Source organism: Vibrio sp. THAF190c (genome assembly GCF_009363355.1).
GTDB classification, from domain to species: domain Bacteria; phylum Pseudomonadota; class Gammaproteobacteria; order Enterobacterales; family Vibrionaceae; genus Vibrio; species Vibrio fortis_A.
Map to the genome: position 1 here is coordinate 1,940,433 of NZ_CP045338.1, position 25,403 is coordinate 1,965,835.

Here is a 25,403-nt window from a genome sequence, read left to right on the forward strand (position 1 = left end):
ACTAAGACTCTTGACGACAAGTAAGTGACAAAAACTCAGAGGTAATCTCAACCCACTGACCATCCATTAAAGCAACGGCTTGAATATTGTTGCATCCCACACCTCGGTCATGCAGATACACGCGAGTTACCCCTCGCTCTGAGAGCTTTTCAAAAAGCGTCTCGTCTTTCTTAATGATTTTGATGTCATCATGAACGACCTCTATCCCAGCAATGGTTTCATGATTCATAAAAAACGCCATTTGAGAAAAGGTGGTTAAAAGCCCGATAGCTACCAATGAGCCGAGCGCTCCTTTCACTATCGATGCTAAAGCGATTCCAAATACCATTTTCTGGGTGGATTCAAGAGTATCGGATAGCTCAGCCGTTTCAGCGTGAGTTTCTACCTTCGCTAGCGTTGCGTCAGTAGTCGAAATCGACGCTAAGGAATCAAGAGCTGGAATGCAGTAGCCCTCTTTTTGCACTGTCACGACTTTGAATGGCGCATCCAATGTAATCAACGCATTACGAAGGTTTTTAATGGCTACATTTAACGAGCTGCTGGTGACTATTTTCCCAGGCCAACACTGTTCGAGCAAAACATCACGCTTAATGGTCTTCGGGGACTCTTTATACAAGAGATTTAGGATCAGGCACTCTGAATAAGAGAGGTTAACTTGGTGAGAAGAAGTCGTGCTTCGTAAGGTGCAAGTATCAAGCTCAAGCACTAAGTCATTTAAGGTAATTTTATTATTGTCCATACAGTAGAAAAACGAATGTGCCAATCAATATAGATTAGCACATTTACAAATAATATTTCGGAATCAAAGCTTTAGCTTAAAACCCAGCTCGCTAACATGTATATCTGCAAAGCCTAGCTTAACTGCTTCGAGTTCATTCGCCACTTGCCGTGCATGCTCCTCATCTTTGGCGAGCACTGCGATTGAGTAAACAGGTCGAATCATCTTTGCCTCACCATCAGCAGAGTCTGAAATGTCTTTGTTATAAAGATATGCTGAAGTGATGGTGCTTGTTGCACTCCAATCAACAATTTTCTGCAAATCACGTCCGATAACCTTATCCACCAGCAATTTATCTTCTGGCTTTTTCCAACTCAGTTCTACGGCGTAGTTGGTGAAGGCAACGTCGGTATTTAGCCACTTGTTCCCGATCTCTCTCACCTCGGTGATCTCTGCCAACTCTTTATATTGCAGTGGTAAGTTACCTATTGTATTTCGAACTTCTTGCTCACTGTTGGCTTCCATCACGAACTTAATGATAGGAAACGACTTGTCACCGATGAAGCTCTCGCTCACAAACATATCGTGAATTAAACCTGCATCAATCAAATTGGCGAAGGCTTTCTTTTGATTGGGCATTGCATCAAACACCGCTTGAGCATCATCGGTTTTCCACGCAACAGCAACGCCAAAAGCCGCTGCATTAATATTAAAAGATAAAAATAAGCTAAAAAAAGCTAAAGTCAGAGGGGTTGTATATCGCATCGACGTCATCTCTTAGTCTCGTATAGTCTGGTATAGGTTAGGGTCAGCAGATACGCCTTGAATCATCATCGGCGGTAACTCTTTTCTCATGTTCGCTATGGCACTTTTAAACATGGCCTCGCTTTCCCATTGCGCTACGTTGATAAAACGGTAAGGAGCATCATCATCGAGTGAACGGTGCAATTTAGTCGATATATACCCCGGTTGTTGCTCAAGAATGTCTCTCGCAGCCTCCCAATACTCAAGCGTTACCTCTTCGCTTGCCGCATCGACAGCAAACGTATTGATCAACACTACTGGCTTAGCCACAGCCAAGCTGCTCATCGCTAACATCAAAGCACCGAGTGTGTGCTTTAACGATTGTCTGATTATTGTTTCTTTCATACTCACTCCCTTGTAAAAGCGAGAGAAACTTAACATAGGATTTAACGATAAAAAGACCACGAGTCGATCTTTAATATTAATTAAATATAGATACCTTAATCGCCCCCTTCCCCCCACAAAAATGCACCTAAATCCGTTTCCACAACTTCTGCAATTCGCTGTTCCATCATTTTGATTCTCATATTGATATATTCACTCACTCTCCTATCCCCAAAATAACAACAACCAATAAACCATATTATTTTCATATAGTTAAATTTTGGCACCCTCTTTGCTCTAGTTAGGTTTTTAGGGACAAAAGGGAACCGACCATGAGAAAGCTACTTCCAACAATATTAACAACAGCAGTTGCTCTCACCTTGCATGGTTGTGGAGGAGGTGGCGGCGGAGGCGGTGGCAGCGCATCAACGCCAGCAGCAACACAAAGTTTCTCAGATATCTCAGTGCCGAGCTCTTTCGAATGGAGCGGCTCAACTTCTCGAGACCTGACAATTAATGTTGTCAGTGATGTCTCACAGCGTGACGGAGAGGCGGCAGCGATCCGCGGTGCTCACATCGTAAAACTGTATAGCATGAGCAGTGACGGTACCGACTCCCAACCATTTTATACGGGGATGACGAATAGCGATGGCCAACTGACTAACACATTAAGTCTGCTAGACACATGGCAAGGCATTAAGTTAGTGGCACTTGTTCGTGGTAATGAGTGTATCTCTCAAGTTGACTCGACAGACATTACCAATGATTTGTACGTCAGCTGCAACATCGTTTTAGACGCAGATTAAGGAGTGAATATTATGGATAATATGAAAAAATCACTGCTTGTTGCTGGTTCCATCGCTGCGTGTAGCCTTTCCAATCAAGTATTTGCAGCGGCTTCAGACAACCAAACCGTCGATAACGGGGACGGCTCTACGACCGTGACCCAAACGATCAATGCTAGCAGTACTTCTCCTCATTATGTTGCACCGTCTGGATACGGATTTTCGATCTACAGTAACAAGAATGAAGACTACTCTTGGCAACATGACATCTCTATTCCGGCTGGAGCTCAAGTAACCTCTGCGACATTGACAATTTATGCCTACGATGTGGATTCTGAAGCACACCATGGTGAAAATGGTGAGTACGACAGTGTTACCGTCGATGGCACTATGCTCAACCCTGGCTTTCTACAAGGTACCAACAACAACTGGTCTACTACTGTATTCGATCTACCGCTTGCTTCATTGGACGACGGTTTAATTAACGTAGACCTAGATATCGATGTTAATGGTGACGGTTGGTTAACTACGCTCGACTACAGCTTATTGACGGTAACTTATACTGAGATCGAGAATGATCCTCCATTCACCCCAACCTTATCTCGCAGTAGTGGATTAGGCGATAATGACCCACTAGTAGTGTCAGTAACAGGCCCAAGCCCTGCCGACCCAGACGGTGACTCAGTCACTTATACCTATCGCTGGTTTGTGGATGTTGGACAAGGTTTCTACGTGGACGATGAATTCGTCGGCAAGAATGACAACAATGGCGCGACCCTGCCTGCTAATCAAACTGAAAATGGCGAGCTTTGGAAAGTGCAAGTCACTGCCGTTGACTCTAACGGTCTAATCAGTAACTTTGCAGAAATCAGTTGGCCAGAGATTGGTGATAGCGATGGCGACGGTGTTGCTGACGCCAACGACTATGCGCCAAACGATCCGAATATCGCCTTCTACAGCCGTACGCCAACAACCGGTTGGCATACATTAGCGTACGAAGATCTATGGCCTTATGAAGGCGATTACGACCTGAATGATTTCGTCACTCGCTACGCTTACGGTGTTTACACTAACGCAAGCAATGAGATCACCCGCTTCGATTACTACGGTCAAGCCGTTGCGCGTGGTGCCGCTGACAACAACAGCTTCGCCATATCTCTCGCTGGATTGGAAGCGTCTGATGTCGGTACACTGACTCGTACAATCGACGGCGTAACTACAACAGTGACTCCTGAATCTGGTCACAGCGGCGAGATGGTCTTCGTGTTGATTGACAGTGTGAGCGATCTGTTGCCAGCCAACGGCTCTTCTAACTTCTATAACACTGAGGCAGGTGATAACCGAAGTGCGATAGATTACAGCGCATCACTAGTCATTGATGGCTCTATGAGCAGTTTGGCACCAAAAGCGTTCAACCCGTTCATTTTCAAAGTGGGTTCTCGAAACAAAGAGATTCATCTAATGAACTACCCGAACACCGACCTTGCGAATACCAGCATATTTGGCGTAGGTGATGATGACAGTGTTGTTGAGAATAACGAGTTCTATCAAACTCAGGCGGGTCTACCTTGGGCATTGGATATCCCTGCAAACTGGGCTCATCCATACGAGAAAACAGACACCAGTCAAGCTTATCCTGACATTACACCTTGGGTAGAAAGTGGCGGTGCTACCCATACCGACTGGCACTCTAACCCAGCACCATCGAAAACGTGGTAACAGAGTCGCTATCCCAACCGATAAAGAGTAACGAATAAGAAAAAAGCCATCATTACTGATCGAGTAATGATGGCTTTTCTAATGAGTAACACTGATTTCTAGAGCATGGTTAGTGTTAGCTTGGCGAGATTGTATGCATCGACATACCCTGAGTGCTGACGCCCTTCCCATTCGATATTTTGTGCTTCTTGAGCAGCTCTGTGACCGATGCGTTTGTCTTTGAGACGATGTTGAATGCGATACAAGGTCGCGATATTCAAGAACTCGGTAAACGGAGGTTCAATCCCCTTCTCAATACACTCTTTGTGTAGGATTAGGTCATCACGCCCCCAAGCTGCATAAATCTTATTTGGACCACCGAAGTTTTTGATCATCGACTGAACGACAGACGCCAATGGACGGCCCTGCTTTTCGATTTTACGTGGAGTAATACCAGTTAATTCAGCACAAAACAGAGAGACTTCATCTTTTTCAGGCTTAACGTAGTACTGCGCACGTTTAACGATTTCTCCTGAAGCCAGATCAATCTCAGCCAGACCCACTTCAATGATCTCGCCGGTTGTCCCTACTCCATCTTCGTTCCAACAGCACATTTCCAAATCGAAACAGACTACTCGATTGTGATTCATACGTTGCCTAATTCTCTCGTCTAAAATTTTAAAGCAGGGATTGTACCTGAGCCTATTCAAGATCTCGACCCCAAGGCAACTAAGTGTTCAAATCACCTGCAATCGTCACTTGGTTGCGCCCGTTGACTTTACTTTGATAAAGCATACTGTCGGCGAGTTGAAGCGTCTCTTCGATGCCCTCATTAACGCGGATAGCTGCACCGATACTCAAGGTGCAATGAAGCTGTTGACCTTTGTGTTCACAAACGGTTTCTCGCACCTTATTTAGAATACAGTCTAGATAACTCGACAGTTGCTCCCTCTCAGTAATACTAGAAAGAATACAAAACTCATCCCCGCCAACTCGGAATAAATTGTCGCCTGATTTAAGGCTGGTTGAAATAAGTTTCACTACGTGCACCAACAAAGCATCGCCGGCAGGATGACCATACTCATCATTGATCGCTTTAAATTTATCAATATCAAACCCGATGAGGGTAAAGGGGGTATCGCTATCTATGGCACTGTCGAGCATTTTGTTAAAGGCACGACGGTTATAAATTTCAGTCAAGCTGTCGTGATTTGCATAAAAACGAAGCTCTTCCGTACGCTTATCGAGCATTAGGGAAAGTCGCTCTTTCTCACGTACTTGTAGGTTCACAATGTACGCCAACAACAGCGAGATCATAGTCCCGACTAGAGCGATACCAGCCAATACCAAATAACCGTTAAAAGAGATGTAAGAATTGATCTTATAATCGATAGTCCATTGTCGATTCGTCAACATAATATGCTTAGTAATGCTCTGACCATCGACGTTTTCAAACCCTTCAGACTCAAACAATAGAGGTGCATCTTCCGCTTCAAAGCCATGATCCGTAACGCGAACATACACGTCTAAATCCCCCACGGTTGAGGCTAGAAGGTTTTCAAAGTAGAAGGTTGTCCGGATCACACCAATCACTACACCAAGCAAATCATCACTGTGACCATCAAACACCGGGTGGTACACCAACATACCGGTTTTAGGTAAATCTCTACTCAAGCCATCTTGCAGTAGTCGTACTTTATCCGAAATATTTGCCTCTCGAGTTTCACGTATATTGTCTACGATGAGCTTAAAACGGTCACGAGAGGAGTAAAACCCTAATACCTGATTATTAGGTTCTGTATTTGGGTAAAGGTCAGTCGCGATAAACGCTGGTTCACCTTCTAGCAGATAGCCATAGGTTTTAGGACCATGTTTAGGGATAGTGTAGATTTCAAAAGAGGGATACAGCGCTTTCATTTTCGCTGTGTATTGTTCCATTTCGTCTGCTGTGACTTTTTGCATCCACTGCAGACCAATAAGGCTTTTGGATCCGTTGATGGTTTGTTCAGCGAAACGATCGAACTTGTCCCAATGTTGGGGATCATTGGAGTAAAAGAAATTTGCACCAGAGCCAATATAGGCAACATCGTTATCGATGAAAGCTTTCAAACTCAAAGTCTGATGATCAGCAAAACTGTTTAGGTTGGCCTTTAAGGATCGACTTTGAGTTATGGCAACGATGACGAAACACAAAACCGTTATTAAAAACGTGACGAAAAAAGTAATTAACGGGAGCGTTCGTTTTTTCAACCCAGTCCTAGGGTCGATAGTATGCGGCATAGAGCTTCCAAAACATGTTAATTGTTTCGAAATTATACACTGACAATATAACAGTCTCTATTCCCCTTTAGGGATGATTCTGGAATATAACTAACACTATTTACACACCACGGACATTAATGATGATTAAACCAACAAATCCAGATTACTTTTCAAGCTAACACACCAAAAAAACCCTTTATCAAAAACATTAAATAAAGCTCTTAGACCTTGAATATGCTAGTATCTACCCATATTTATAGCTTGAAAGAAACTGAATTACCCTAAGGTAAATCACTCTTCTTTCCGACCAGTATATTCATCTATACAAGCGAATATACCGTTAAATCAATCTAAAGAGAAATCACAATGAACTTTGATTTAAACCTTATCCCACAAACGTTTGATATGCTTCACGCAGGCCTAACTGCATCAAGCGTTTTACTACTGCTGATCGCTGTATCTCGCAAATCTAAAGTCGTCGAGAAAGTGGTTGAAAAACCAGTAGAGAAAATTGTTGAAGTTGAAAAGCCGGTTGAAAAGATCGTAGAAGTTGAGAAAGTTGTTGAAGTAGAAAAAGTTATCGAAAAAGTAGTAGAAGTTGAATCTAAACTAGCAACAGCATCAACGGATTCTGCAATGCAGCTTCTATCTATCATGCAACAAGAAGCTCGCCTGATTGACTTCCTTAAAGAAGACCTAACGTCGTTCTCTGACGAAGAAGTAGGTGCTGCGGCACGTGTTATCCACACAGGCGGCCAAAAAGTACTGAGCGACTACGTAACTCTATCTCACATCCGTAGCGAAGACGAAGAGACTCGCATCACCGTGGCTGAAGGTTTCAACCCACAAGAAGTTCGTCTAACAGGTAACGTAACGGGCAGCGCACCATTCAACGGCACGCTTGTTCACAAAGGCTGGAAAGCGACTGAAATGAAGCTACCTAAACTGGCTGAAAACTACGATGCATCTGTTATTGCTCCTGCAGAGGTAGAACTATAATGGACCATCATAACCATTTATCTCAAAACGCTTCGTCTCAAGAGCAACCAGCACAAGAGCAAGGCGCCAAATACAGCGTAGGTATCGACTTAGGTACTACTCACTGTGTGCTGTCTTTCATTGATACAACCAATGAAGATGCACGAGTTGAAGTGATGCCAATCCCTCAGCTGACTGCACCGGGTACAGTAGAAACGCGCAGCCAACTAGGCTCGTTCTTATACCAGCCGCACGAACACGAGATGAACGAAGCGTCACGCGTTCTTCCTTGGTCAACAGAACCAAAAGCACTGGTTGGTGCGATTGCTCGTAACCTTGGCTCGAAAACGCCAATCCGCCTAATCGCTAGCGCGAAATCTTGGCTATGTCACGGTGGCGTTAACCGTCGTGATGCTTTCCTTCCTGCAGGTAGCCCTGAAGAAGTTGAAAAAGTATCACCGCTGAAAGCGACTGAGCTTTACCTAGAGCACCTGAAAGATGCTTGGAACCACGCTAACCCATCACACCCGCTTTCTGAGCAAGATGTGACCATTACTGTTCCTGCATCTTTCGACCCTGCAGCTCGTGACTTGACGGCAGAAGCAGCACGTAACGTTGGCTTCACACACCTAACACTTCTAGAAGAGCCGCAAGCGGCACTGTACAGCTGGATCGATAACAGCAACGATCAATGGCGTGACGAAGTTGAAGTTGGTGACATCGTACTTGTTGTCGATATCGGTGGTGGTACGACTGACCTTTCTTTGGTTGAAGTAACTGAAGACGACGGTAACCTAACTCTGAACCGTATCGCGGTAGGTGAACACATCCTACTTGGCGGTGACAACATGGATTTAGCGCTGGCTTACCGTCTGAAGATGAAGCTAGCACAAGAAGGTAAAGAGCTGGCTCCTTGGCAAGTTCAAGCGATGACACACGCATGTCGTGATGCAAAAGAAGCGTTACTAAACGATGCTGAACTACAATCCGTGCCAATCGTTGTTCCAAGCCGTGGTTCTAAGCTACTGGGCGCAACGCTTAAAACTGAACTGACACAACAGGAAGTACAACAAACTCTGGTTGATGGGTTCTTCCCTAAAGTGGCTGTAACTGATCACCCAGTTCAGAAAACACGTGGTGCACTGACTCAAATGGGTCTGCCTTACGCTCAAGATGCGGGTATTACGCGTCATATTGCGGCTTTCCTATCTAAGCAAGCAAACGCGCTATCAGGTGGCGAAGAGACGGCTCAGCAAGATTTCAACCCATTCGCAAACATGCCAGGTATGCCAGGAGCGGAAGCGCCAGCTGCTGACTTCATTAAGCCAACGGCTATCCTATTCAACGGTGGTGTTCTGAAATCTAGCCTACTGGCTGATCGCCTTTCGGACACGATCAATGAGTGGTTGATCAACGCTGACGCTGAATTTGCTAAGCAGCTTTCTGGTCTGGACCTAGATCTTGCCGTTGCAAGCGGTGCTTCTTACTACGGCGCTGTTCGTCGTGGTCAAGGCGTACGTATTCGCGGTGGTATCGCTTCTGCTTACTACGTAGGTATTGAAAGTGCAATGCCAGCAATTCCGGGTATGGCTCCTCCAATGGAAGCACTGTGTGTTGCGCCATTTGGTATGGAAGAAGGCTCAAGTGTTCAAGTGCCAAGCCAAGAGTTCGGCCTAGTGATCGGTCAACCGGTTCACTTCCAATTCTTCGGTTCAACGACACGTCGTGACGATGAAGCTGGTACTCACCTTGACCACTGGGCGCCAGAAGATCTAGAAGAGCTACCAGAGATCCAAGTGACTCTGCCTGTGTCTGAAGGTCGTCGTGAAGGCGAAGTTGTTCCTGTAACACTTGCTTCTCGCGTCACTGAGTTAGGTACGCTTTACCTAGAAGCGATTGCAACTGACAACGGTCAGAAATGGCACGTTGAGTTTGACGTTCGTGAAGATTCGAACCAAGACTCAAACGAGCAAGCTTAATGATTCAACGGCACCTTCGCAGGTGCCGTTATTTTATCAAAGCGTGATTCTCTACCGCTGATACGGATAACCTAGAGAATCTGTTTTCAACCGATACATTGAAATCCAAAGTGATGATATTCCCGACTCAATTGTTTATCACGATTGATGTAATACCTTCTTATCGGGAATAACGTTTAAGAATTACGACAATAAGACCAACTCTTTCAACAAACTGGTCATCACTTGAGAAGAATAAGGTTTTGTATGGCATCTCCTCGTTTCTTAGTCGGTATCGATTTGGGTACCACCAACACTGTGGTGGCTTACTGTGAAATCACCGACGATTTACAACAATCCCCTGTTTCTCTGTTCGACATCGACCAGCTTATTGGCCCTGGCGAAGTGGTTCGTAAACCCCTACTCCCCTCTTTCCGTTATCACCCAGCTCAAGGGCAGATTGCGCAAAACGATCTTACCCTTCCATGGGACGTTGAACCTGTCGCCGGTGATATTAGTAATGTAATTGTTGGTGAATGGGCACGTGAACTCGGCGCTAAAGTTGAAGGTCGTCAGGTATCCAGTGCTAAAAGTTGGCTCTCTCACCAAGCTGTAGACCGCAACTCGGAAATCTTGCCATGGGCAGGTGCAAGTGACGTTGATAAAGTCTCACCCGTTGTGGCGAGTGCAAGCTACCTCAACCATATCCGTCAAGCATGGAACTACCGCAACCCTAGCAACAAACTAGAAGATCAAGACGTTGTAGTCACTGTGCCAGCATCGTTTGATGAAACTGCACGTAAGTTAACCTTAGAAGCGGCTCAATTGGCGGGTCTTAACAAGATCTTACTACTCGAAGAGCCTCAAGCAGTTTGCTACGACTGGTATGCACGCCACCAGCAAACGGCTGCTCAAGAGCTTGAACAACTACCTCTGATCTTGGTGTGTGATGTCGGTGGTGGTACAACCGATTTAAGTTTGATTGAAGCACGCTTCAATTCTCAAAATGGCGCTGAAGTAGAACTCGCCCTTGATCGTATCGGCGTCGGTGAACACTTAATGCTTGGTGGTGACAACCTCGACTTGGCTCTAGCTCACCTCGCTGAGCAGCGTTTCAACCAAACGAAAAAGCTTAACGCCTCTAGCCTAACCAAGCTTATTCAACAGACTCGTAGCGCTAAAGAGAGCCTACTCTCGAGCCAAGCGCCAGAGGATGTGAAAATCACTATGCTGGGTAGTGGTTCGAAACTACTTGGTGGTACAAAAAGTATTGGATTGACCAAATCTGAAGTACACCAGATTGCTCTTGAAGGCTTCTTCCCTCTTTCTGACTTTAATGAAGTTCCAGACAAACGCCGCAGTGCGGTGGTCGAGTTTGGTCTTCCGTATGTTGCTGATCCAGCAGTAAGCAAACACATTGCCGAGTTTCTAACTCAGCACCAACAAGTGTCAAAAGCTGCGTTGGAAAACTCTTCAATCGAGCACGATGAATCTGCACCTGCGATTCCAGTAGCCATCCTATTGAACGGTGGTGTGTTTAACAGTGACTTGGTGACCGATCGTATCACTCAATTGATGAGTGGTTGGAAAGGCTCGGATATCACCGTATTAGACAACCCGCATCCAGATTGGTCGGTCGCTTTAGGTGCCGTAGCCTTTGGTAAAGCACGCCGTGGCGCACAGCTTAAAATTGGTGGCGGTGCCGCTCGTTCTTACTTCTTGCATCTACAAGAAAAGAACAAGATGGGCAAAGCACTTTGTCTACTGGCTAAAGGTACCGAAGAAGGCCATGAGATTCGTCTAAACAGTCGTCGCTTCTCTTTAACCCTTGGCGAGCCAGTACGATTCAACCTACTCACTTCCACTCATGACCAAATCGCTCACGATACTGCGATTCAAAATGGCGTGATGGTTGACGTCGATGCGGATCTTTTTTCACCGTTACCACCTTATATCTCAACGCTGGAAAGCTTGGATGACAAAGAGCTTCAAGCTAACCAGAAAGAGCGTGTTGAGGTTCAGCTTGCTTGCCAATTAACAGAAGTCGGCACACTGAAAATGGAGTGTGTTAGCGTTAATGATGACAGCCAGCGTTGGTCGTTGGAGTTTGAGGTTCGCAATAAGCAAGGCGATGATACTGAGCAAGAGAAGCTCCATCCTCGCCTTGAAGAGTGTAAAGAGCTTGTGTCTCGCCTCTACAGTGGTAATAAGAAAAGTGCCGATTCAAAAGAGATTAAAACCCTCGCTAAAGATCTTGAAAAGCGTTTAGGTAAACGTGATGAGTGGGACTTCACCACCTTGCGTCACCTATTTGATACCTTCTCACTAGGTAGAAAACGTCGCCGCCGCTCTGAAGCCCACGAGAAAAACTGGCTTCGCTTGGCTGGATATTCCATGCGTCCCGGTTTTGGTGATCCAACGGATTCATGGCGTATGGAACAGCTGTGGGGTCTTTACCAGCAAGGTATTCAGTTCAAAAATCACCAAGGCTGGACGGACTGGTGGGTATTCTGGCGTCGTGTTGCGGGCGGCTTAAACCAAGAGCAGCAAGAGACCATCTTGGCGGATATTGCTAAGTACTTGCACCCAGGCGCGATGAAGAATCCGAAGTCAGCGAAAGATGCGCAAGACCATGGCTACGAGTCTATGGTTCGTTTAGCCGCATCTTTAGAGCAACTGGAAGTAGAAGATAAAGCGCTGCTTTCGACTTGGTTCCTCAACAAAGCCATCAACCATAATCAGTTCGAGCAAGCGCACTGGTGGGCTTTAGGTCGTTTAGCGTCTCGTACGCCTCTGTACGGTAGCCAACACAGCGTCATTCCTCGTGAGCAAGCGGAGCAGTGGCTACCTAAGCTGCTTGAACAGAATTGGCACAAAGAGCCTATGATCGCCTTTGCGGCAGTAATGATTTGTCGTAAGACCGGTGACCGCTTATTCGATATTTCTGATGATTTCCGTGCACAAGTTGTCGAGAAATTGAAGAGCAGTAAAGTGCCAGACTCGTGGCTAACGTTGGTAACTGAAGTCACTGAGCTTTCGGAGAGTGAATCTAAGCGTGTGTTTGGTGATGCTCTACCAAGCGGGCTGAGTTTGATTCAGAGCTAATCGCTGAACACAATCACTTGATAATAAAAAAGCCACTTTCGCTGATTGAAAGTGGCTTTTTAGTTTATGTTGGTTACCTTGTTTAACCATTTAAATCGTTGAACCATAACGTGGTTTGTCATTACTAATGTTTTGTTCCAGTTGGGTTAATCGTAAAATCCGTGTGTTCGTAAATATCAGACAGTTTTTTAGGTTTCTTTGGTTTTGCTCCTCGTTTAGTTGGTTGATGAGTTTCGTTCAATATCCACTCCTCATGCATTTTTGCCGAATCCAAGAAATCTGGATCTTCCATTGCTTCCTTGCGAAGTTTATTTACACGTTCGAGAGTTTCCCAAATCATAATACTTCACCTCCACTAAGGCAGTACTATAAATTTAGTTCACGAGGGAAAAACTTCAAATAAACTAATGAGATAGCGATCTCATTTTAAGAATCCAGCCGATTATCAGGTCAATTTTTACCCAATCAGAACGATCAAAAAAGCGAGCATCAAGCCCGCCTTTTTCATCTGATCACGCCAAAAGCATACCGAGATATTACTCTGCGCGATTACCGATCTTCACTGTACCATTGGTTGCAAACCATAATGCTTGTGATCGACGACGTCCGAGCAGAATTGGGCCATCATCGTAGAACAAAAAGTTCTTCCAATGCTTCTTAAATACCGACCATTTAGTCTCAAGAACATTATATTTTTCATAGCAAAAATAAACAGTTACGTCATCCTGCCAGTCAATGAAGTCTAAGATCTCTTGTGGCATATCCGGTTCGTCAGCTTCCCAGTTTTCCATCCAGCTGATCTCTTGCTCCCAGTTAGATGCTTTGCTTGGCCAGTCTTGCGAGCTCAGTCTATCTGCGTCTGGGCTCTGTGGGCTTACATTCTCTTTCCAGAACTGAGAAGCACGCGCCTGTGTCATAGGTTTGATCTTTTCTAAGTCTTCAGCAGGCAATGGCATTGACTGATGAGTGAAAATCCATTTTCTTTGGTATTCGTCCAAAGTTGTATATGACATCAAATTTCCTTAACTTTTAAAAAGCCTTGTTCAATCGGCTTGATATTTTTACTACCGAGCTTAAACACTCAGCAAATTCTAATTCTAGATCATCGCGATCATTTATCTTCCCAATTCGGGTTGATCAATGAAGTGAGGACATGATCTCGCCACTGGCCATCGATCAAAAGGTAGTCTTTAGCAAACCCTTCTTTCTCGAAGCCTAAATGCTGTAATACCGCCGCACTTCTTTCATTATGTGGGATATACCCAGCCATGATGCGATGCATCTTCTGCACTTCAAACATGTAGTCCAAAGCCATACGAAGCGCTTTACGCATGTAACCATTGCCCTGCGCATCTTTCGCCAAGGAGTAACCCAGGTTACACGCATGAAATGGGAATCGAGATAGATTACTGAACGACACGGTGCCTAACATTTCGTTGGTCTCTGCGTTGATAATCAAGCAGTAGTAAGCCAGCCCCATTTTGTGCAGCTCATTAAGCTTAATTAGACGCTGAGCCCAACCAGTGCGTTCGAAAAACGCCTCTTCACGAGTGGGTTCCCACGGCTTTAAGTGCTCACGGTTGGCTTGAAAATAACCACTAATCAAAGACGCATCGTCTATTTCTGCAGTACGCACAATCAGATTGCCTGAGCGTTTATACAGACGCTCAGGAGTACTTCTATCTTCCATCAAACGTCCCTAATTCTTGCGGATACCATAGTCTCGAAGCTTGTTAGCAATCGAGGTATGAGACACATTCAATCGCTTAGCGAGTTTGCGGCTAGATGGGAAAGACTGATAAAGCTTCTCTAAGATTTGCGATTCGTAGTCTTTCATTATCTCATCCAGTGAACCGTCTAGGCTAAGGTTAGCCATTCCAGAGTTCATGGTTTCTAGCTGAGGTAAGTGGAACTGCTCAACCGCTAAAGTATCACCCTCTAACTCAGTCAGTGCGCGAAGCACCATATTATCGAGCTGACGGATATTACCCGGCCACTGATAATTGCCAAGCTGCTCCACCAATTCAGCAGTGAGCTTAGGTTTCAGCATACCGAGTTGCTGAGCGTACTTAGCAACAAAAAGCTCAAGTAGTGGCGCAACGTCATTCGAGCGCTCTCTCAGTGCTGGAATCGACAGCGTCAGTACATTTAAGCGGTAGAAAAGGTCTTCACGGAACGAACCGGAGTCAGCCAGTTCAGACAGTTTGTGGCGCGTTGAAGCGATAATACGCACATCGGCATGCATCTCTTCTTCTTCACCAACACGTCTAAAGCTGCCGTCTTGTAGGAAGCGTAGTAGTTTAATCTGCAGGTGTGGGCTCATCTCACCGATTTCATCGAGGAAAACCGTACCGCCATTCGCTTGCTCAAAGATACCTTTATGGCCCTGCTCATGGTTAAACGAACCCGGAGCGTGACCAAACAGTTCTGTTTCCGCAACATCATCTGGCATTGAGGCACAGCTCAACACAAGGAAAGGCGATGAAGAACGATGAGAGCGGTTATGACACGCTTTCGCCAGCATCTCTTTACCTGTGCCCGTATCACCTTCAATCAGTAGCGGTTGGTCAAGCATCGCCAGTTTCTTAGCTTGGCTGATCAGCGCTTTATGACGGTTAGAGACACCGACAAAATGCTCGAAGCCTAAGTTGTTCTGCTCTGACAAAGAGTCTTGCTGGGCTTGGTCTTGCTGACACGAACGAATGGTCATTACGCCACTGGCCAATACTGGCTCATTGACGTCACCACCAAGGTAAACAGGAAGGATTTCAATAGAGAAGTCTAAACCATCCAAAACCACGACTTCACGATGGCGTTTTACGTCACCCTCAATCCAACGACTGAAGTTAAAGTTAGGGACAAAAGTAGAGATTGGCTCACCCACGACCTCTTTCTCTGTCTTACCAAACAGATTAAGTGCAGCATGGTTAACCATGTCTACTGAGCCTTTAAGGTCGATTGAGATAACCGGATCTGGAAGGTTTGCAAGTAGTGCAATCAGCTCTGTGTTATGCCTTTCGCTTGGCATAAACTGAATTTTTCGGACGTCCTTTACACCAGAAATTCGACGAATTTCAGCCATAAGTTCACTAAAGGCATCGAAATCGATATCTGGGCAATTCAGATAGATAATGCCTTTAACATCAATCTCGATACCACGCAGATCGATGCTTTTGGTTGCTAAAATATCAAGCAGCTCACGGGTTAAACCGAGTCTGTCTTCACACAATACTTCAAGACGCACAAGTATTCCTATTCAAGGTGTCAGGATAAGTTGACAGTAGTGTGAATTAAGGCCTCTATTCAGTCAAGAAGAAGAGTAAACAGATGTTTACTCTTCTCTCAATAATTACTTGATTGCGATACGTTTCAGCTCGTGTACCACGGCTTTGCGCATATGCGATAACTTCACTTTGCGATCTTGATGCCAAGGCATTGGTCGCAGCAGTGCCATCGCTTTTAATCCTAAGCGTGCAGTCAGTATACCGACACCTAAGCCTTGACCCGCTCTCGCTGACACTTTGCCTGCTAAATCCATAGAAACGAGATCCATACTTGCATCGATAGCCAGCTCACTCGCACCCGCGGCCGCCATGTTCACCAATACCAGTTTGAACAATTTCAAACGCGACCAGTAACCTAGCTCAATCCCATATACATCAGCCAGTTTGTCAATCATGGTGAAGTTACGCCAAGCCACCAGTAACATATCAGCTGCGGCTAGCGGACTCACTGCAACAAGAGCTGCTGATTCTGTTGAGTATCGTGTAACAAGATTGGTAGCAATCTTATCTTGTTGCGACACCACAATCGCATCATACATATCTAGCACTTCGGCATCGCTGTGCGCTGGGTTAATGCTGTTCTTCCATTTATCGAACGCTGGCGACTCAGCAATAATACCGCCTTGCTTGGCGATATCTTCACAGAAGGCTTTGCCCTTGCCGACACTGTCGCTTTTCAGTAGCACTTCGCTCTGCTCTTGAACACTGAAATGTTTTCTCAAAGAACGCAGTTTCCACAATTCTTTACCCATAGCACCAAGACCGAGCGACGCGATGGCCGCCATAAAGCCAGCCCAGCCAAGTGATAGCCAGTCCGCCGTTTGGATAGCAGTGACAACACTATCGATAGCTTGCCAGCCCACTAAGCCTGCAAAAGCCGTTAGTAAACCTGAAGCGAGCCATTTACGACCGCGACTTGGACGGATGACCTGCTCTAGCTGTTTCTCCGGCTCGCCCTGCTGTTCGCTGTCTTGTTCTACAGCAGCGGGTACAAACTTCTCTTGCTGTTCAAATACGGTCTGCACATTCAGCTCTGGCGTATCTTGACGTTTTTCTTCATCGGCAAACTCACTATTCAGTGGTTGGTCGAAGACTTGTTTGGTTTTCAATTCACTCATTCTTTAACCCCCTACTTCAGTTTATCGCCAATAAGATATTCAAGTGCTTTGTCCATTCTCACATGCTGACAAGGTTCATCAGAATGCTGAGGCATCGGCCTGAAGCTAGTGAAATCGAAACTATTCTGTTGCCAATAATCTTTGTGCGGCAACTTCTTCGGTACTTCACCTGGATACATGGTTTGTGGCTGTCCATCCAATGTGGTCCCTTGCAGCGCTGGCTGGCTACTCGAGCCTGAGGCGATAAAGCCTGCACTGGTCGCCTGAATCGACGCTATACTCATGCAGCTCATTTCAATATGCTCAAAGGCCGCTTGCTGCCAAGCTGGATGAACCATCTGCTTTAGCAAAGACACAAGATTTGGATGCTGATCCGGAGTTATATGGTCTGCTTTAGTCGCTGCAAATAGGATCTTGTCGATCTTCGGTGCAAACAGTCGACGCAGAATATTGCTACGCCCATATTTAAAACTCTTTAATAACTGCTCCAGTGCGCCACGCATGTCCATGAAAGAGTCATGGCCCGCATTTAGAGGCTGCAAGCAGTCGACCAATACGATTTGGCGATCAAACGTAGCGAAGTGGTTCTTGTAAAACGCCTTCACCACTTTCTGTTGGTACTCTTCATAGCGCGCTTTAAGAACTGCATAATTGCTCTGTTTGCCATATTTTTCCGCTGGCTCAAGGCATGGGAAGAACTGAAGCACAGGTGCACCTTCTAATTCACCCGGCAAGACAAATCGACCCGGTTGAACCCAGTGCAGACCTTGCTCTTTACAGCCATGCAGGTACTGCGTGTATATATCCGCAATTTCTGCTAGGCGCTTTTCGTCCGCATCTGCAAGCAGATCCAGTTCACTCGCTTGCTCTTTCCATACTTGTGCCAATTCAGCGCGTTGACCTTTCAGCGCAGCAAACTGAGACTGGCTCCAGGTATCAAAATCCATATCCAGTAGCGGTAAGTCCAGTAGCCACTCTCCCGGATAGTCAATAATATCGAGATACAAGGTGCTATTTTTACTGAGAAGCTTTTTCGCGCCACTCGCTGGCTTGTATTTGAGTGCCAAGCGAATCTCACTCACATCACGCGTTGGCACTGGCCAAAATGGTGGCTCTGCGTGCAGCGCGTCCATCGCCTCATCATAAGAGAAGCGTGGAATCATCATGTTGTGTTGGGGAATTCGTTTTGCGCCAATCAAACGTCCATCTCGCGCCGCAGTAAACAAGGGCAAGTTGTTGTGCGTTGAAGTATGCAGCAGTTGATTCACTAAGGAAGTGATAAAGGCGGTTTTACCAGCGCGCGATAGGCCAGTTACCGCAACTCTAATATGAGAATCCGTTCCTCGACTGATAAAGTCACTCACTTCTTGTGTTATTTTTTTCATTCGAACGACTCCGTTATACTTGGCTCGCATGCTTGTCTGCACATGAGCGTATTTCAAAAACAGGGGATAAGAAAGAGAAGTAAATGAAAGCATCCGTCCTGTTTATGCGAGGTATTATCTAATATCGTTTCTTAATGCTAGATGAATAAAAGCCCCTGATTATCGTTATAATCAGGGGCTTTTGACAATTTGTCTTTCTTGCATTTGAAGAACGTTTGACGACTAATCGTCTTCTATCAACTTATAGATAACAAATAGCGCAATCTCTGCAATCAACCACAATGAACATGTAATTGTGACGTATTTATTATCGAAAATGCTAATCCCTTTCAAGATCAGATCATAACCAACAAAACCACCAATCACCACGGCTAAAATAATCTGGAGGATCTGAATAAAACGAGGCATCCGTTTCTCCTATATTCTTATATCAAACTATGTGTTTATCACTATATCATTGATAATAAGACAAAAGTGCAGGACTTGCTGCACTTTTGTCGTTTTCGAGTAAAAAATCTAGACCTTTTACCCTAATCGCTTGCAATTATTGCTCAGCTTCAGCGATTTTAACCTTCCAAGTATCAGGGCCGATTTGGTGAGCGTTTGCGCCCGTTGAATCAACCGCAACTGTTACTGGCATGTCTTCAACTTCAAACTCGTAAATCGCTTCCATACCAAGATCTTCAAACGCAACAACGCGAGCTTTCTTGATTGCTTTTGCAACTAGATAAGCAGCGCCACCTACAGCCATCAAGTAAACCGCTTTGTGCTCTTTGATTGATTCAACCGTTGCAGGACCACGTTCCGCTTTACCGATCATACCCATGATGCCTGTTTCGTTTAGCATCATGTCAGTGAACTTATCCATACGTGTTGAAGTTGTTGGGCCAGCAGGACCTACCGCTTCATCACCTACTGCATCAACCGGACCTACGTAGTAGATAAACTTACCTTCGAAATCGACACCTTCAGGTAGACCTTCACCGCTCTCTAACATGCCTTGAATACGCTTATGCGCAGCATCACGGCCAGTAAGGATTTTGCCTGATAGAAGAACCGTTTCACCCGTCTTCCACTCTTGAACGTCTTCTTTAGTTACTTCATCAAGGTTAACACGACGTGTATTCGCGCCCGCTTCCCAAGTGATATCTGGCCACTCTTCTAGTTTAGGTGGCGTTAGCTCTGCCGGGCCGCTGCCGTCTAGCGTGAAGTGTACGTGACGAGTCGCTGCACAGTTAGGGATTAAACATACTGGCTTAGATGCTGCGTGTGTTGGCGCAGTTTTGATTTTTACATCAACAACGGTAGTTAGACCACCAAGGCCTTGTGCACCAATACCTAGTTTGTTTACGCGGTTGAAGATATCGAGACGAAGCTCCTCTTCTGCGTTCTCAGGGCCTTTTTCGATAAGCTCTTGGATATCGATGTGCTCCATTAGAGACTCTTTCGCCAGTACCGCCGCTTTTTCAGCCGTACCACCGATACCTATCCCTAGCATGCCCGGTGGACACCAACCTGCACCCATGGTTGGTAGTGTCTTTTCTACCCATTCTGCAATGTCATCAGAAGGGTTAAGCATGACCATCTTAGTTTTGTTTTCGCTGCCGCCGCCTTTCGCCGCGATTTGGATTTCAACCTTGTTACCTGGAACCATATTAATGTGAACAACCGCTGGCGTGTTGTCTTTGGTATTAATACGCTTACCTGCTGGGTCCATTAGGACAGATGCACGCAGTGGGTTATCTGGGTTGTTGTAAGCTTGACGAACGCCTTCATCAACCATCTCTTGAACTGTTAGGTCTGTTTCCCATTTCACATCCATACCGATGTTGACGAAACAGGTTACGATACCCGTATCTTGACAGATTGGACGATGACCTTCTGCCGACATACGAGAGTTAATCAGAATCTGAGCGATCGCATCTTTTGCTGCTTGGCTCTCTTCTTTCTCATAGGCTTTTTCTAGGGCTTGGACAAAGTCTAAAGGGTGGTAATAAGAAATGTACTGAAGTGCGTCAGCGACACTGCTGATCACATCTTGCTTACGAATAACCGTCATTGCATGCCTCTTTATTGTTCTAGTTCCATGTTGGGCTCATGGCTCTATGGGTGTTTAGCTTATTATAATGTTGAGCTTAATTTAGTTGCTTTAACACTCGCCTATCTGAGCCGTTAAATAACCAAGATAGTCGCCTGCTTCGCTTTGCACTAAACCCCTTGTTTTGAACTGTGTGAATCAGGAGCCCATTTTAATTTCAATTTATGATACTCTTGCTTCCTCTCACACGCCATGCAGTGATCGAACTCTTTGTCACAAATTAAACAAATGAATAACAACGAACTCCAGTCTATCCAAATCAAGCCGCTCGAATATCAATCAACTTTAGCTAAACAGCTGTTTTCAGATATAGAAACCCTACCGTGGGCAATGCTATTACGCTCAGCTTCAGAAAGCCATGTTGATAGTCGTTTTGACATTTTGGTTGCTCAACCGGTCGCCACATTCGAGACAATCGGTCAAAAAACCACGATAAATGTTCATGAAAATCGTATCGTTTCAGAGAACGATCCATTTGAGTTGCTGCATCAGTATCAACAGGAATTAATCCCCGATCTTGATTGTGAACATGACCTGCCGTTTGTTGGTGGTTCATTGGGTTATTTCAGCTACGATTTGGGACGTCGTGTAGAGACACTACCCGAGCTGGCGAAACACGATATTAGCGCGCCCGATATGGCTGTGGGCTTGTATGATTGGGCGGTTGTTGTTGACCATAAGCTCAAGACAGCGTGTGTAGTTGGTTTAAATGTTGAGGCGCGACTAGCATGGCTTCAAGATCATAGCCCTGTACCTCATACGCCATTTAGCTTAACCACTGAGTGGCAGTCGAACATGAGTCAGGATAGCTACGGCAATAAGTTCGATTCTGTTCAAGAGTACCTATTATCTGGCGACTGCTATCAGATCAACTTGGCGCAGCGCTTTAATGCTCAGTACCAAGGCTCAGAGTGGCAAGCGTATGAAAAGCTTGAGCAATACAACAGTGCACCGTTCTCTGGCTTTATTCGCCTTGAAGATTGCGCCATTTTAAGTGTCTCTCCAGAGCGCTTCCTTGAGCTAAAAGACAACACAATTGAGACCAAGCCAATCAAAGGTACCCGCCCTCGCTCTGAAGAAGCTCGAGCCGATGCTGAATACGCGAACGATTTAGCTAATGCAGAGAAAGACCAAGCAGAGAACCTGATGATTGTTGACCTGCTGCGCAATGACATTGGTCGCGTGGCAAAACCGGGCACAGTACACGTTCCGAAACTGTTTGATATCGAAAGCTTCCCTGCGGTGCATCACCTTGTGAGTACCATTCGTGCTGATCTCGATGAACAATACAACGCCGCTGACTTATTAAGAGCGTGCTTCCCAGGAGGCTCCATTACTGGTGCACCGAAAGTAAGAGCAATGCAGATCATTGAAGAGTTAGAGCCGCATAGACGCTCTGCTTATTGTGGCAGTATCGGTTATATCAGTCGCCACGGTCGTATGGATACTAGTATCACGATTCGAACCTTGGTTGCTGAGGACCAAACACTTTACGCATGGGCAGGTGGCGGCGTAGTTGCAGACAGTGATTGCCAATCTGAATATCAAGAGACACTAGACAAGCTCAGTAGAATCCTGCCTGTGCTTGCTCAAGACTAATCAAAAGCCAAACGCAGTGTTCTAGATGTGCTAACAAAATAAAAAACCAGAAGTCCGAGCTTCTGGTTTTTTTATTTGAGTCACACTAACAAAGTGTACAAGCTATTATCTTAATGCACTTTCCGCTGTACCTACTGAGTAACTGAGCTTACTCCCCACTTCTTGAGCATCTCTTTTAGATCGTTGGCTGTATAAGGCTTGCTGAGGATGTCATCCATCCCACATTCAATACAACGCTCTCGCTCCTCCAGAGTGGTGCCCGCAGTCAATGCCACAATCGATTTGGTGTAGCCTTTTGCACGTAGCTTCTCGGTCGCCTCAAAGCCATCCATTACTGGCATTCGACAATCCATGAATACCACGTCGTATTCATTGGCACTGGCAAGCTCAAAGCCTTCTACACCATTGTTAGCTATGGCTGGCTCAATCTCATGCTTGCGCAACATCTGCTGAATAATGATTTGATTCATCTTGATGTCGTCCACCACCAGCACTTTTAATAGTGATATACCTGTATCGGAAACGATGCTCTCTTTTACTTTCTCTTCGTAGTGAGACGTTTCTACTACGATGAGAGGCAGTGCGATGGTGAATGTGGTCCCAACACCTTGCTCACTTTTTACTGAGATATGGCCGTTCATCAGGCTCACTAATTTACGGCATATCGCAAGGCCTAAGCCGGTGCCTTCATAGTTTCGACTACTGGATCGGTCAGCTTGAGTGAACGGGTCGAACAAGGTGTTTATTGCGGTTTCGGCGATACCTACCCCGGTATCTTCCACAGCAAAAACGAATTGCCCATCTTTCCAGCTCACATCTACTCGGACGTAACCCTCTTCAGTGAACTTAATGGCATTGCCGATCAAATTCACAAACAACTGAGTGATTCGCTCCAAGTCACCATTAAAGTAGGCTGGAACCTGCTTGCCTATTGAAATCGTAAAGGCGAGCTGCTTCTCCGTCGCACGGTTGATGAAAATGCTTTCAATGGTGTTTTTCAGGTCGCGCAAAGCAAATGTTTTTGGAATCAGTTCCAGCATACCTGCGTTGATTTTACTGTAGTCGAGCAAATCATTGATGATGGTTCTGAGGAATTCACCAGACTGGCTGAGGTTGTTAATGATTTCACGTTGCGGCTCCGTCAGTTCTGTATCGCTAATCAGCTCTGCACTTCCTAACAATCCATTGAGTGGCGTTCGAAGTTCATGGTTAATCATCGCAACAAAGTCGCGTGTCGAACGTTCAGACTCTTCAGCTCGTCTTCTTGATTCGATGTTACGATTGATAGCCAGTTGGTGGGTAATGGCACTACAGATAAGATCCGTTACTAGCATCAGTTGGCTTTGGATGAAGTCGCCATCTTGATCACCGAGGTTTACCTTTACTAGCAGCGAACCAATAATAACCTTCTCTACCTCAAGTGGAATCACCAACACATCGCCTTGCCACATCAACTCTTGGGTATCCAAATCCACTCCACCGAGCGCAGCATCCCCATAGTCATTGGTTTTTAGTTCAGGCAGCAATTTTGGTGGCAGCACTAAACGGCTAGCTTCAATTAGATAACTGTTAGTGATGTTGGTGGTTAACTCTTGGAGCATAACGTCGTCTAGGTCGCTGCGTAAAAACGCTCGACCAAAATCGATCAACAAGTTATCTATCTGCTCTTGGAATTCGATCCGACGTATATTGGCGTTGGAGCGCTTCTCAAGCTGACGTAAAGCCAGTTCAAGCTGTTGGTTTGCTTCAAAGAGTTCTAGGCTTTTCTGCTCTAGTAATCTTTCTGCTTCTTTTCGTGCTGCAACTTGTCGTTTAAGCTTTCGCTCAATGGCCGACTCTGAACTCATACTGCTATTCTACTCTCAAGTTGAAACGAACAACGCTTTGGTCTTCATTTTGAGGAATCATCTCTATCGCGATAGATTCGTTGTGATATTCCGCGCACCCCTCTATTAAACCTAAGCAAACATGAGACATGCAGCGGGCGCTTTTATAGTCGAACACCAGTTGTGCTTCTTCCGTTGTTAAGAACGTAAACTGAGGAGGCTCAGCATCTGGATAGAGCTTCTTCACTTCTACGTGAATATAACGCTCTACATGCTGGATGAACTGAAAGGTGGTATTGCTATGGGTGAGACTGGCTTTATCAGGCAGAGAGTCGAGTAAGTTCTTGAATACAGACTGCCCAAATACGCGCTGCAGACTAGTTGCATCAATGTCAGTCTTTTTGCTGAGATTGATAATGAGTTTAACTAGGTCTTTGTGATCATAGCTGCCAACCGAGGTATAGATTCCTTCGTCGTCAGACATTTCAAGCACTTCCTCAAGAAGGTCAAGACCAAACTTATCTTCAACAAGCTCTAAGAATTCGGTAAATATGATTCCTTTCATTGCATACCTTCATTTTTTATTTTTTAGAATTATCACGCCGCTGCAGTTGCCGAGTCCGCTGGTCGCTATAGTCTCTAAGTAGCTATGATCTCTAGGTCGTTATGAGCGCTAGATTGCTAAGTACTTAACAGCCCAATGAAAACTTACAATATAGGCGGTGGTTTCTATCAATATAGCAAATATGCAACGCTTCGCATCCCTTCATTCCTAAAACTGTCGAGTGTTGCCGATTGGTGTTGAGCCAGAAGTTGTGCTTATACTTATTAGCATAATAATCAATACATTGGCTCAATATGGACAAACAGAACTTCTTACAGCAATTTCAACTTAACCCGATCGTGGGCTATCACCCAGAATCCATTGAACGCGTGGCTCAGATTCGTGATGAAGATCTACGCCAAGCTGCTGTGGTTGTCGGATTAGTAGAACGTGATAATGGACTTAACGTAATTTTTACTAAACGAGCTGCACATCTGAAACATCACCCCGGACAAGTGAGCTTTCCCGGCGGAAAATACGAACAAAGCGACCCGACATTGCAACATACCGCACTTAGAGAGCTACAAGAAGAGATCGGTATTGTTAAAGAGCAGGTCAAAGTGATAGGCCAGCTTCCCGCTCTGAATACCATCAGTAAATTTTCAGTAACGCCGATTGTTGCGCTGATTGATTCTAATTACGAGCCCAAAATTGATCGTAATGAAGTGGACTCAATTTTTGAAGTTCCTGCCGAATATGTGTTCGACCAAGCCAACTTACATAGTCATTTAGTGGATTTTAAAAAGGTCAAGCATCGCGTCTTCGCAATGCCGTTCAAAGACCAGTTGATCTGGGGTGTAACGGCACAAATTGTACAATCAATGCAGCAGCATGTAGTGAAACAGGTTACATAAAAT

Annotated in this window: 22 protein-coding genes; 7 read left to right on the plus strand and 15 right to left on the minus strand. The window is 45.3% G+C overall.

Annotation, left to right across the window (positions count from 1 at the left end):
* Position 1 precedes the first annotated feature (1 nt).
* The 3 genes from FIV04_RS08610 to FIV04_RS08620 all read right to left on the minus strand — a co-directional run bounded on the left by FIV04_RS08610 (position 2) and on the right by FIV04_RS08620 (position 1,867).
* A complete protein-coding gene (locus FIV04_RS08610) occupies positions 2 to 739 on the minus strand; it encodes a winged helix-turn-helix domain-containing protein (protein ID WP_152468889.1) in 738 nt (245 codons plus the stop codon).
* Positions 740 to 802: 63 nt separating this feature from the next.
* Positions 803 to 1,483: a hypothetical protein gene (locus tag FIV04_RS08615; RefSeq protein WP_225312843.1), complete on the minus strand. Its 681-nt coding sequence runs from the start codon at positions 1,481 to 1,483 to the stop codon at positions 803 to 805.
* A gap of 12 nt (positions 1,484 to 1,495) precedes the next feature.
* On the minus strand, positions 1,496 to 1,867 hold the full coding sequence (locus FIV04_RS08620) for an antibiotic biosynthesis monooxygenase (RefSeq protein ID WP_152468890.1): 372 nt from the start codon (positions 1,865 to 1,867) through the stop codon (positions 1,496 to 1,498).
* Positions 1,868 to 2,178: 311 nt separating this feature from the next.
* Between FIV04_RS08620 and FIV04_RS08625 the strand changes: the two genes are divergently transcribed.
* Together FIV04_RS08625 and FIV04_RS08630 are read left to right on the plus strand one after the other, a co-directional pair.
* A complete protein-coding gene (locus FIV04_RS08625; RefSeq protein WP_152468891.1) occupies positions 2,179 to 2,652 on the plus strand; it encodes a hypothetical protein in 474 nt (157 codons plus the stop codon).
* Positions 2,653 to 2,664: 12 nt separating this feature from the next.
* Complete coding sequence (locus FIV04_RS08630) at positions 2,665 to 4,350, plus strand: LruC domain-containing protein (RefSeq protein ID WP_152468892.1); 1,686 nt, start codon at positions 2,665 to 2,667, stop codon at positions 4,348 to 4,350.
* Between the two features lie 98 nt (positions 4,351 to 4,448).
* Here the strand turns inward: FIV04_RS08630 and FIV04_RS08635 are convergent, their stop codons facing one another.
* Both FIV04_RS08635 and FIV04_RS08640 read right to left on the minus strand, forming a co-directional pair.
* On the minus strand, positions 4,449 to 4,979 hold the full coding sequence (locus FIV04_RS08635; protein WP_032548762.1) for a 3'-5' exonuclease: 531 nt from the start codon (positions 4,977 to 4,979) through the stop codon (positions 4,449 to 4,451).
* Positions 4,980 to 5,058: 79 nt separating this feature from the next.
* On the minus strand, positions 5,059 to 6,609 hold the full coding sequence (locus FIV04_RS08640) for a sensor domain-containing diguanylate cyclase (RefSeq protein ID WP_152468893.1): 1,551 nt from the start codon (positions 6,607 to 6,609) through the stop codon (positions 5,059 to 5,061).
* A gap of 348 nt (positions 6,610 to 6,957) precedes the next feature.
* Between FIV04_RS08640 and FIV04_RS08645 the strand changes: the two genes are divergently transcribed.
* The 3 genes from FIV04_RS08645 (at position 6,958) to FIV04_RS08655 (ending at position 12,632) form a co-directional block, all read left to right on the plus strand.
* Positions 6,958 to 7,590 (plus strand): DUF2760 domain-containing protein, encoded by a 633-nt coding sequence (locus tag FIV04_RS08645; RefSeq protein ID WP_032548760.1) that lies wholly within the window; start codon positions 6,958 to 6,960, stop codon positions 7,588 to 7,590.
* A complete protein-coding gene (locus tag FIV04_RS08650; protein ID WP_152468894.1) occupies positions 7,590 to 9,548 on the plus strand; it encodes an Hsp70 family protein in 1,959 nt (652 codons plus the stop codon). The genes FIV04_RS08645 and FIV04_RS08650 overlap by 1 nt, the downstream gene beginning before the upstream one ends.
* Before the next feature lie 246 nt (positions 9,549 to 9,794).
* On the plus strand, positions 9,795 to 12,632 hold the full coding sequence (locus FIV04_RS08655; RefSeq protein ID WP_152468895.1) for an Hsp70 family protein: 2,838 nt from the start codon (positions 9,795 to 9,797) through the stop codon (positions 12,630 to 12,632).
* 124 nt (positions 12,633 to 12,756) lie between these two features.
* Here FIV04_RS08655 and FIV04_RS08660 read toward each other — a convergent pair whose 3' ends face one another.
* The 8 genes from FIV04_RS08660 to FIV04_RS08695 form a co-directional block, all read right to left on the minus strand.
* On the minus strand, positions 12,757 to 12,972 hold the full coding sequence (locus FIV04_RS08660) for a hypothetical protein (RefSeq protein WP_032548757.1): 216 nt from the start codon (positions 12,970 to 12,972) through the stop codon (positions 12,757 to 12,759).
* A 196-nt stretch (positions 12,973 to 13,168) separates the two neighbouring features.
* On the minus strand, positions 13,169 to 13,645 hold the full coding sequence (locus tag FIV04_RS08665; protein WP_152468896.1) for a DUF2947 domain-containing protein: 477 nt from the start codon (positions 13,643 to 13,645) through the stop codon (positions 13,169 to 13,171).
* 98 nt (positions 13,646 to 13,743) lie between these two features.
* The gene (gene rimJ / locus FIV04_RS08670; RefSeq protein WP_032548753.1) at positions 13,744 to 14,322 is read right to left on the minus strand and encodes a ribosomal protein S5-alanine N-acetyltransferase; all 579 of its coding nucleotides are present in this window, start codon (positions 14,320 to 14,322) and stop codon (positions 13,744 to 13,746) included.
* Positions 14,323 to 14,331: 9 nt separating this feature from the next.
* Positions 14,332 to 15,876: a transcriptional regulator TyrR gene (gene tyrR, locus FIV04_RS08675; RefSeq protein ID WP_032548752.1), complete on the minus strand. Its 1,545-nt coding sequence runs from the start codon at positions 15,874 to 15,876 to the stop codon at positions 14,332 to 14,334.
* A gap of 105 nt (positions 15,877 to 15,981) precedes the next feature.
* Positions 15,982 to 17,034, minus strand: a complete 1,053-nt coding sequence (locus FIV04_RS08680) for a YcjF family protein (RefSeq protein WP_152468897.1) — start codon at positions 17,032 to 17,034, stop codon at positions 15,982 to 15,984.
* Between the two features lie 11 nt (positions 17,035 to 17,045).
* Entirely contained in the window at positions 17,046 to 18,419 is a 1,374-nt protein-coding gene (locus tag FIV04_RS08685; RefSeq protein WP_152468898.1) for a YcjX family protein, read from the minus strand.
* 222 nt (positions 18,420 to 18,641) lie between these two features.
* Positions 18,642 to 18,827 carry a hypothetical protein gene (locus FIV04_RS08690; protein ID WP_152468899.1) on the minus strand — a complete coding sequence of 62 codons (186 nt, stop codon included), beginning with the start codon at positions 18,825 to 18,827 and terminating at the stop codon, positions 18,642 to 18,644.
* Positions 18,828 to 18,963: 136 nt separating this feature from the next.
* Entirely contained in the window at positions 18,964 to 20,478 is a 1,515-nt protein-coding gene (locus tag FIV04_RS08695) for a fumarate hydratase (RefSeq protein ID WP_152468900.1), read from the minus strand.
* Positions 20,479 to 20,745: 267 nt separating this feature from the next.
* Between FIV04_RS08695 and pabB the strand changes: the two genes are divergently transcribed.
* Entirely contained in the window at positions 20,746 to 22,116 is a 1,371-nt protein-coding gene (gene pabB, locus FIV04_RS08700; RefSeq protein ID WP_152468901.1) for an aminodeoxychorismate synthase component 1, read from the plus strand.
* A gap of 131 nt (positions 22,117 to 22,247) precedes the next feature.
* On the opposite strand, the gene FIV04_RS08705 is transcribed toward pabB, so the two are convergent.
* Together FIV04_RS08705 and FIV04_RS08710 are read right to left on the minus strand one after the other, a co-directional pair.
* Positions 22,248 to 23,963, minus strand: a complete 1,716-nt coding sequence (locus FIV04_RS08705) for an ATP-binding protein (RefSeq protein WP_152468902.1) — start codon at positions 23,961 to 23,963, stop codon at positions 22,248 to 22,250.
* Between the two features lie 4 nt (positions 23,964 to 23,967).
* Positions 23,968 to 24,507 carry a heme NO-binding domain-containing protein gene (locus FIV04_RS08710; RefSeq protein WP_152468903.1) on the minus strand — a complete coding sequence of 180 codons (540 nt, stop codon included), beginning with the start codon at positions 24,505 to 24,507 and terminating at the stop codon, positions 23,968 to 23,970.
* 293 nt (positions 24,508 to 24,800) lie between these two features.
* Here FIV04_RS08710 and FIV04_RS08715 point away from each other — a divergent pair, with 293 nt between their 5' ends.
* Complete coding sequence (locus FIV04_RS08715) at positions 24,801 to 25,400, plus strand: CoA pyrophosphatase (protein WP_152468904.1); 600 nt, start codon at positions 24,801 to 24,803, stop codon at positions 25,398 to 25,400.
* Positions 25,401 to 25,403 lie beyond the last annotated feature (3 nt).

What these genes read in the sequence shown, in the direction of transcription:
- FIV04_RS08680 (WP_152468897.1), bottom strand. Translation starts at nt 17,034, where the DNA reads ATGAGTGAATTGAAAACCAAACAAGTCTTCGACCAACCACTGAATAGT.
- FIV04_RS08655 (WP_152468895.1), top strand. Translation starts at nt 9,795, where the DNA reads ATGGCATCTCCTCGTTTCTTAGTCGGTATCGATTTGGGTACCACCAAC.
- FIV04_RS08625 (WP_152468891.1), top strand. Translation starts at nt 2,179, where the DNA reads ATGAGAAAGCTACTTCCAACAATATTAACAACAGCAGTTGCTCTCACC.
- FIV04_RS08695 (WP_152468900.1), bottom strand. Translation starts at nt 20,478, where the DNA reads ATGACGGTTATTCGTAAGCAAGATGTGATCAGCAGTGTCGCTGACGCA.
- FIV04_RS08635 (WP_032548762.1), bottom strand. Translation starts at nt 4,979, where the DNA reads ATGAATCACAATCGAGTAGTCTGTTTCGATTTGGAAATGTGCTGTTGG.
- FIV04_RS08610 (WP_152468889.1), bottom strand. Translation starts at nt 739, where the DNA reads ATGGACAATAATAAAATTACCTTAAATGACTTAGTGCTTGAGCTTGAT.
- FIV04_RS08640 (WP_152468893.1), bottom strand. Translation starts at nt 6,609, where the DNA reads ATGCCGCATACTATCGACCCTAGGACTGGGTTGAAAAAACGAACGCTC.
- FIV04_RS08630 (WP_152468892.1), top strand. Translation starts at nt 2,665, where the DNA reads ATGGATAATATGAAAAAATCACTGCTTGTTGCTGGTTCCATCGCTGCG.
- FIV04_RS08705 (WP_152468902.1), bottom strand. Translation starts at nt 23,963, where the DNA reads ATGAGTTCAGAGTCGGCCATTGAGCGAAAGCTTAAACGACAAGTTGCA.
- FIV04_RS08690 (WP_152468899.1), bottom strand. Translation starts at nt 18,827, where the DNA reads ATGCCTCGTTTTATTCAGATCCTCCAGATTATTTTAGCCGTGGTGATT.
- FIV04_RS08665 (WP_152468896.1), bottom strand. Translation starts at nt 13,645, where the DNA reads ATGTCATATACAACTTTGGACGAATACCAAAGAAAATGGATTTTCACT.
- FIV04_RS08715 (WP_152468904.1), top strand. Translation starts at nt 24,801, where the DNA reads ATGGACAAACAGAACTTCTTACAGCAATTTCAACTTAACCCGATCGTG.
- FIV04_RS08615 (WP_225312843.1), bottom strand. Translation starts at nt 1,483, where the DNA reads ATGCGATATACAACCCCTCTGACTTTAGCTTTTTTTAGCTTATTTTTA.
- FIV04_RS08645 (WP_032548760.1), top strand. Translation starts at nt 6,958, where the DNA reads ATGAACTTTGATTTAAACCTTATCCCACAAACGTTTGATATGCTTCAC.
- FIV04_RS08620 (WP_152468890.1), bottom strand. Translation starts at nt 1,867, where the DNA reads ATGAAAGAAACAATAATCAGACAATCGTTAAAGCACACACTCGGTGCT.
- pabB (WP_152468901.1), top strand. Translation starts at nt 20,746, where the DNA reads ATGAATAACAACGAACTCCAGTCTATCCAAATCAAGCCGCTCGAATAT.
- FIV04_RS08660 (WP_032548757.1), bottom strand. Translation starts at nt 12,972, where the DNA reads ATGATTTGGGAAACTCTCGAACGTGTAAATAAACTTCGCAAGGAAGCA.
- FIV04_RS08710 (WP_152468903.1), bottom strand. Translation starts at nt 24,507, where the DNA reads ATGAAAGGAATCATATTTACCGAATTCTTAGAGCTTGTTGAAGATAAG.
- FIV04_RS08685 (WP_152468898.1), bottom strand. Translation starts at nt 18,419, where the DNA reads ATGAAAAAAATAACACAAGAAGTGAGTGACTTTATCAGTCGAGGAACG.
- FIV04_RS08650 (WP_152468894.1), top strand. Translation starts at nt 7,590, where the DNA reads ATGGACCATCATAACCATTTATCTCAAAACGCTTCGTCTCAAGAGCAA.
- rimJ (WP_032548753.1), bottom strand. Translation starts at nt 14,322, where the DNA reads ATGGAAGATAGAAGTACTCCTGAGCGTCTGTATAAACGCTCAGGCAAT.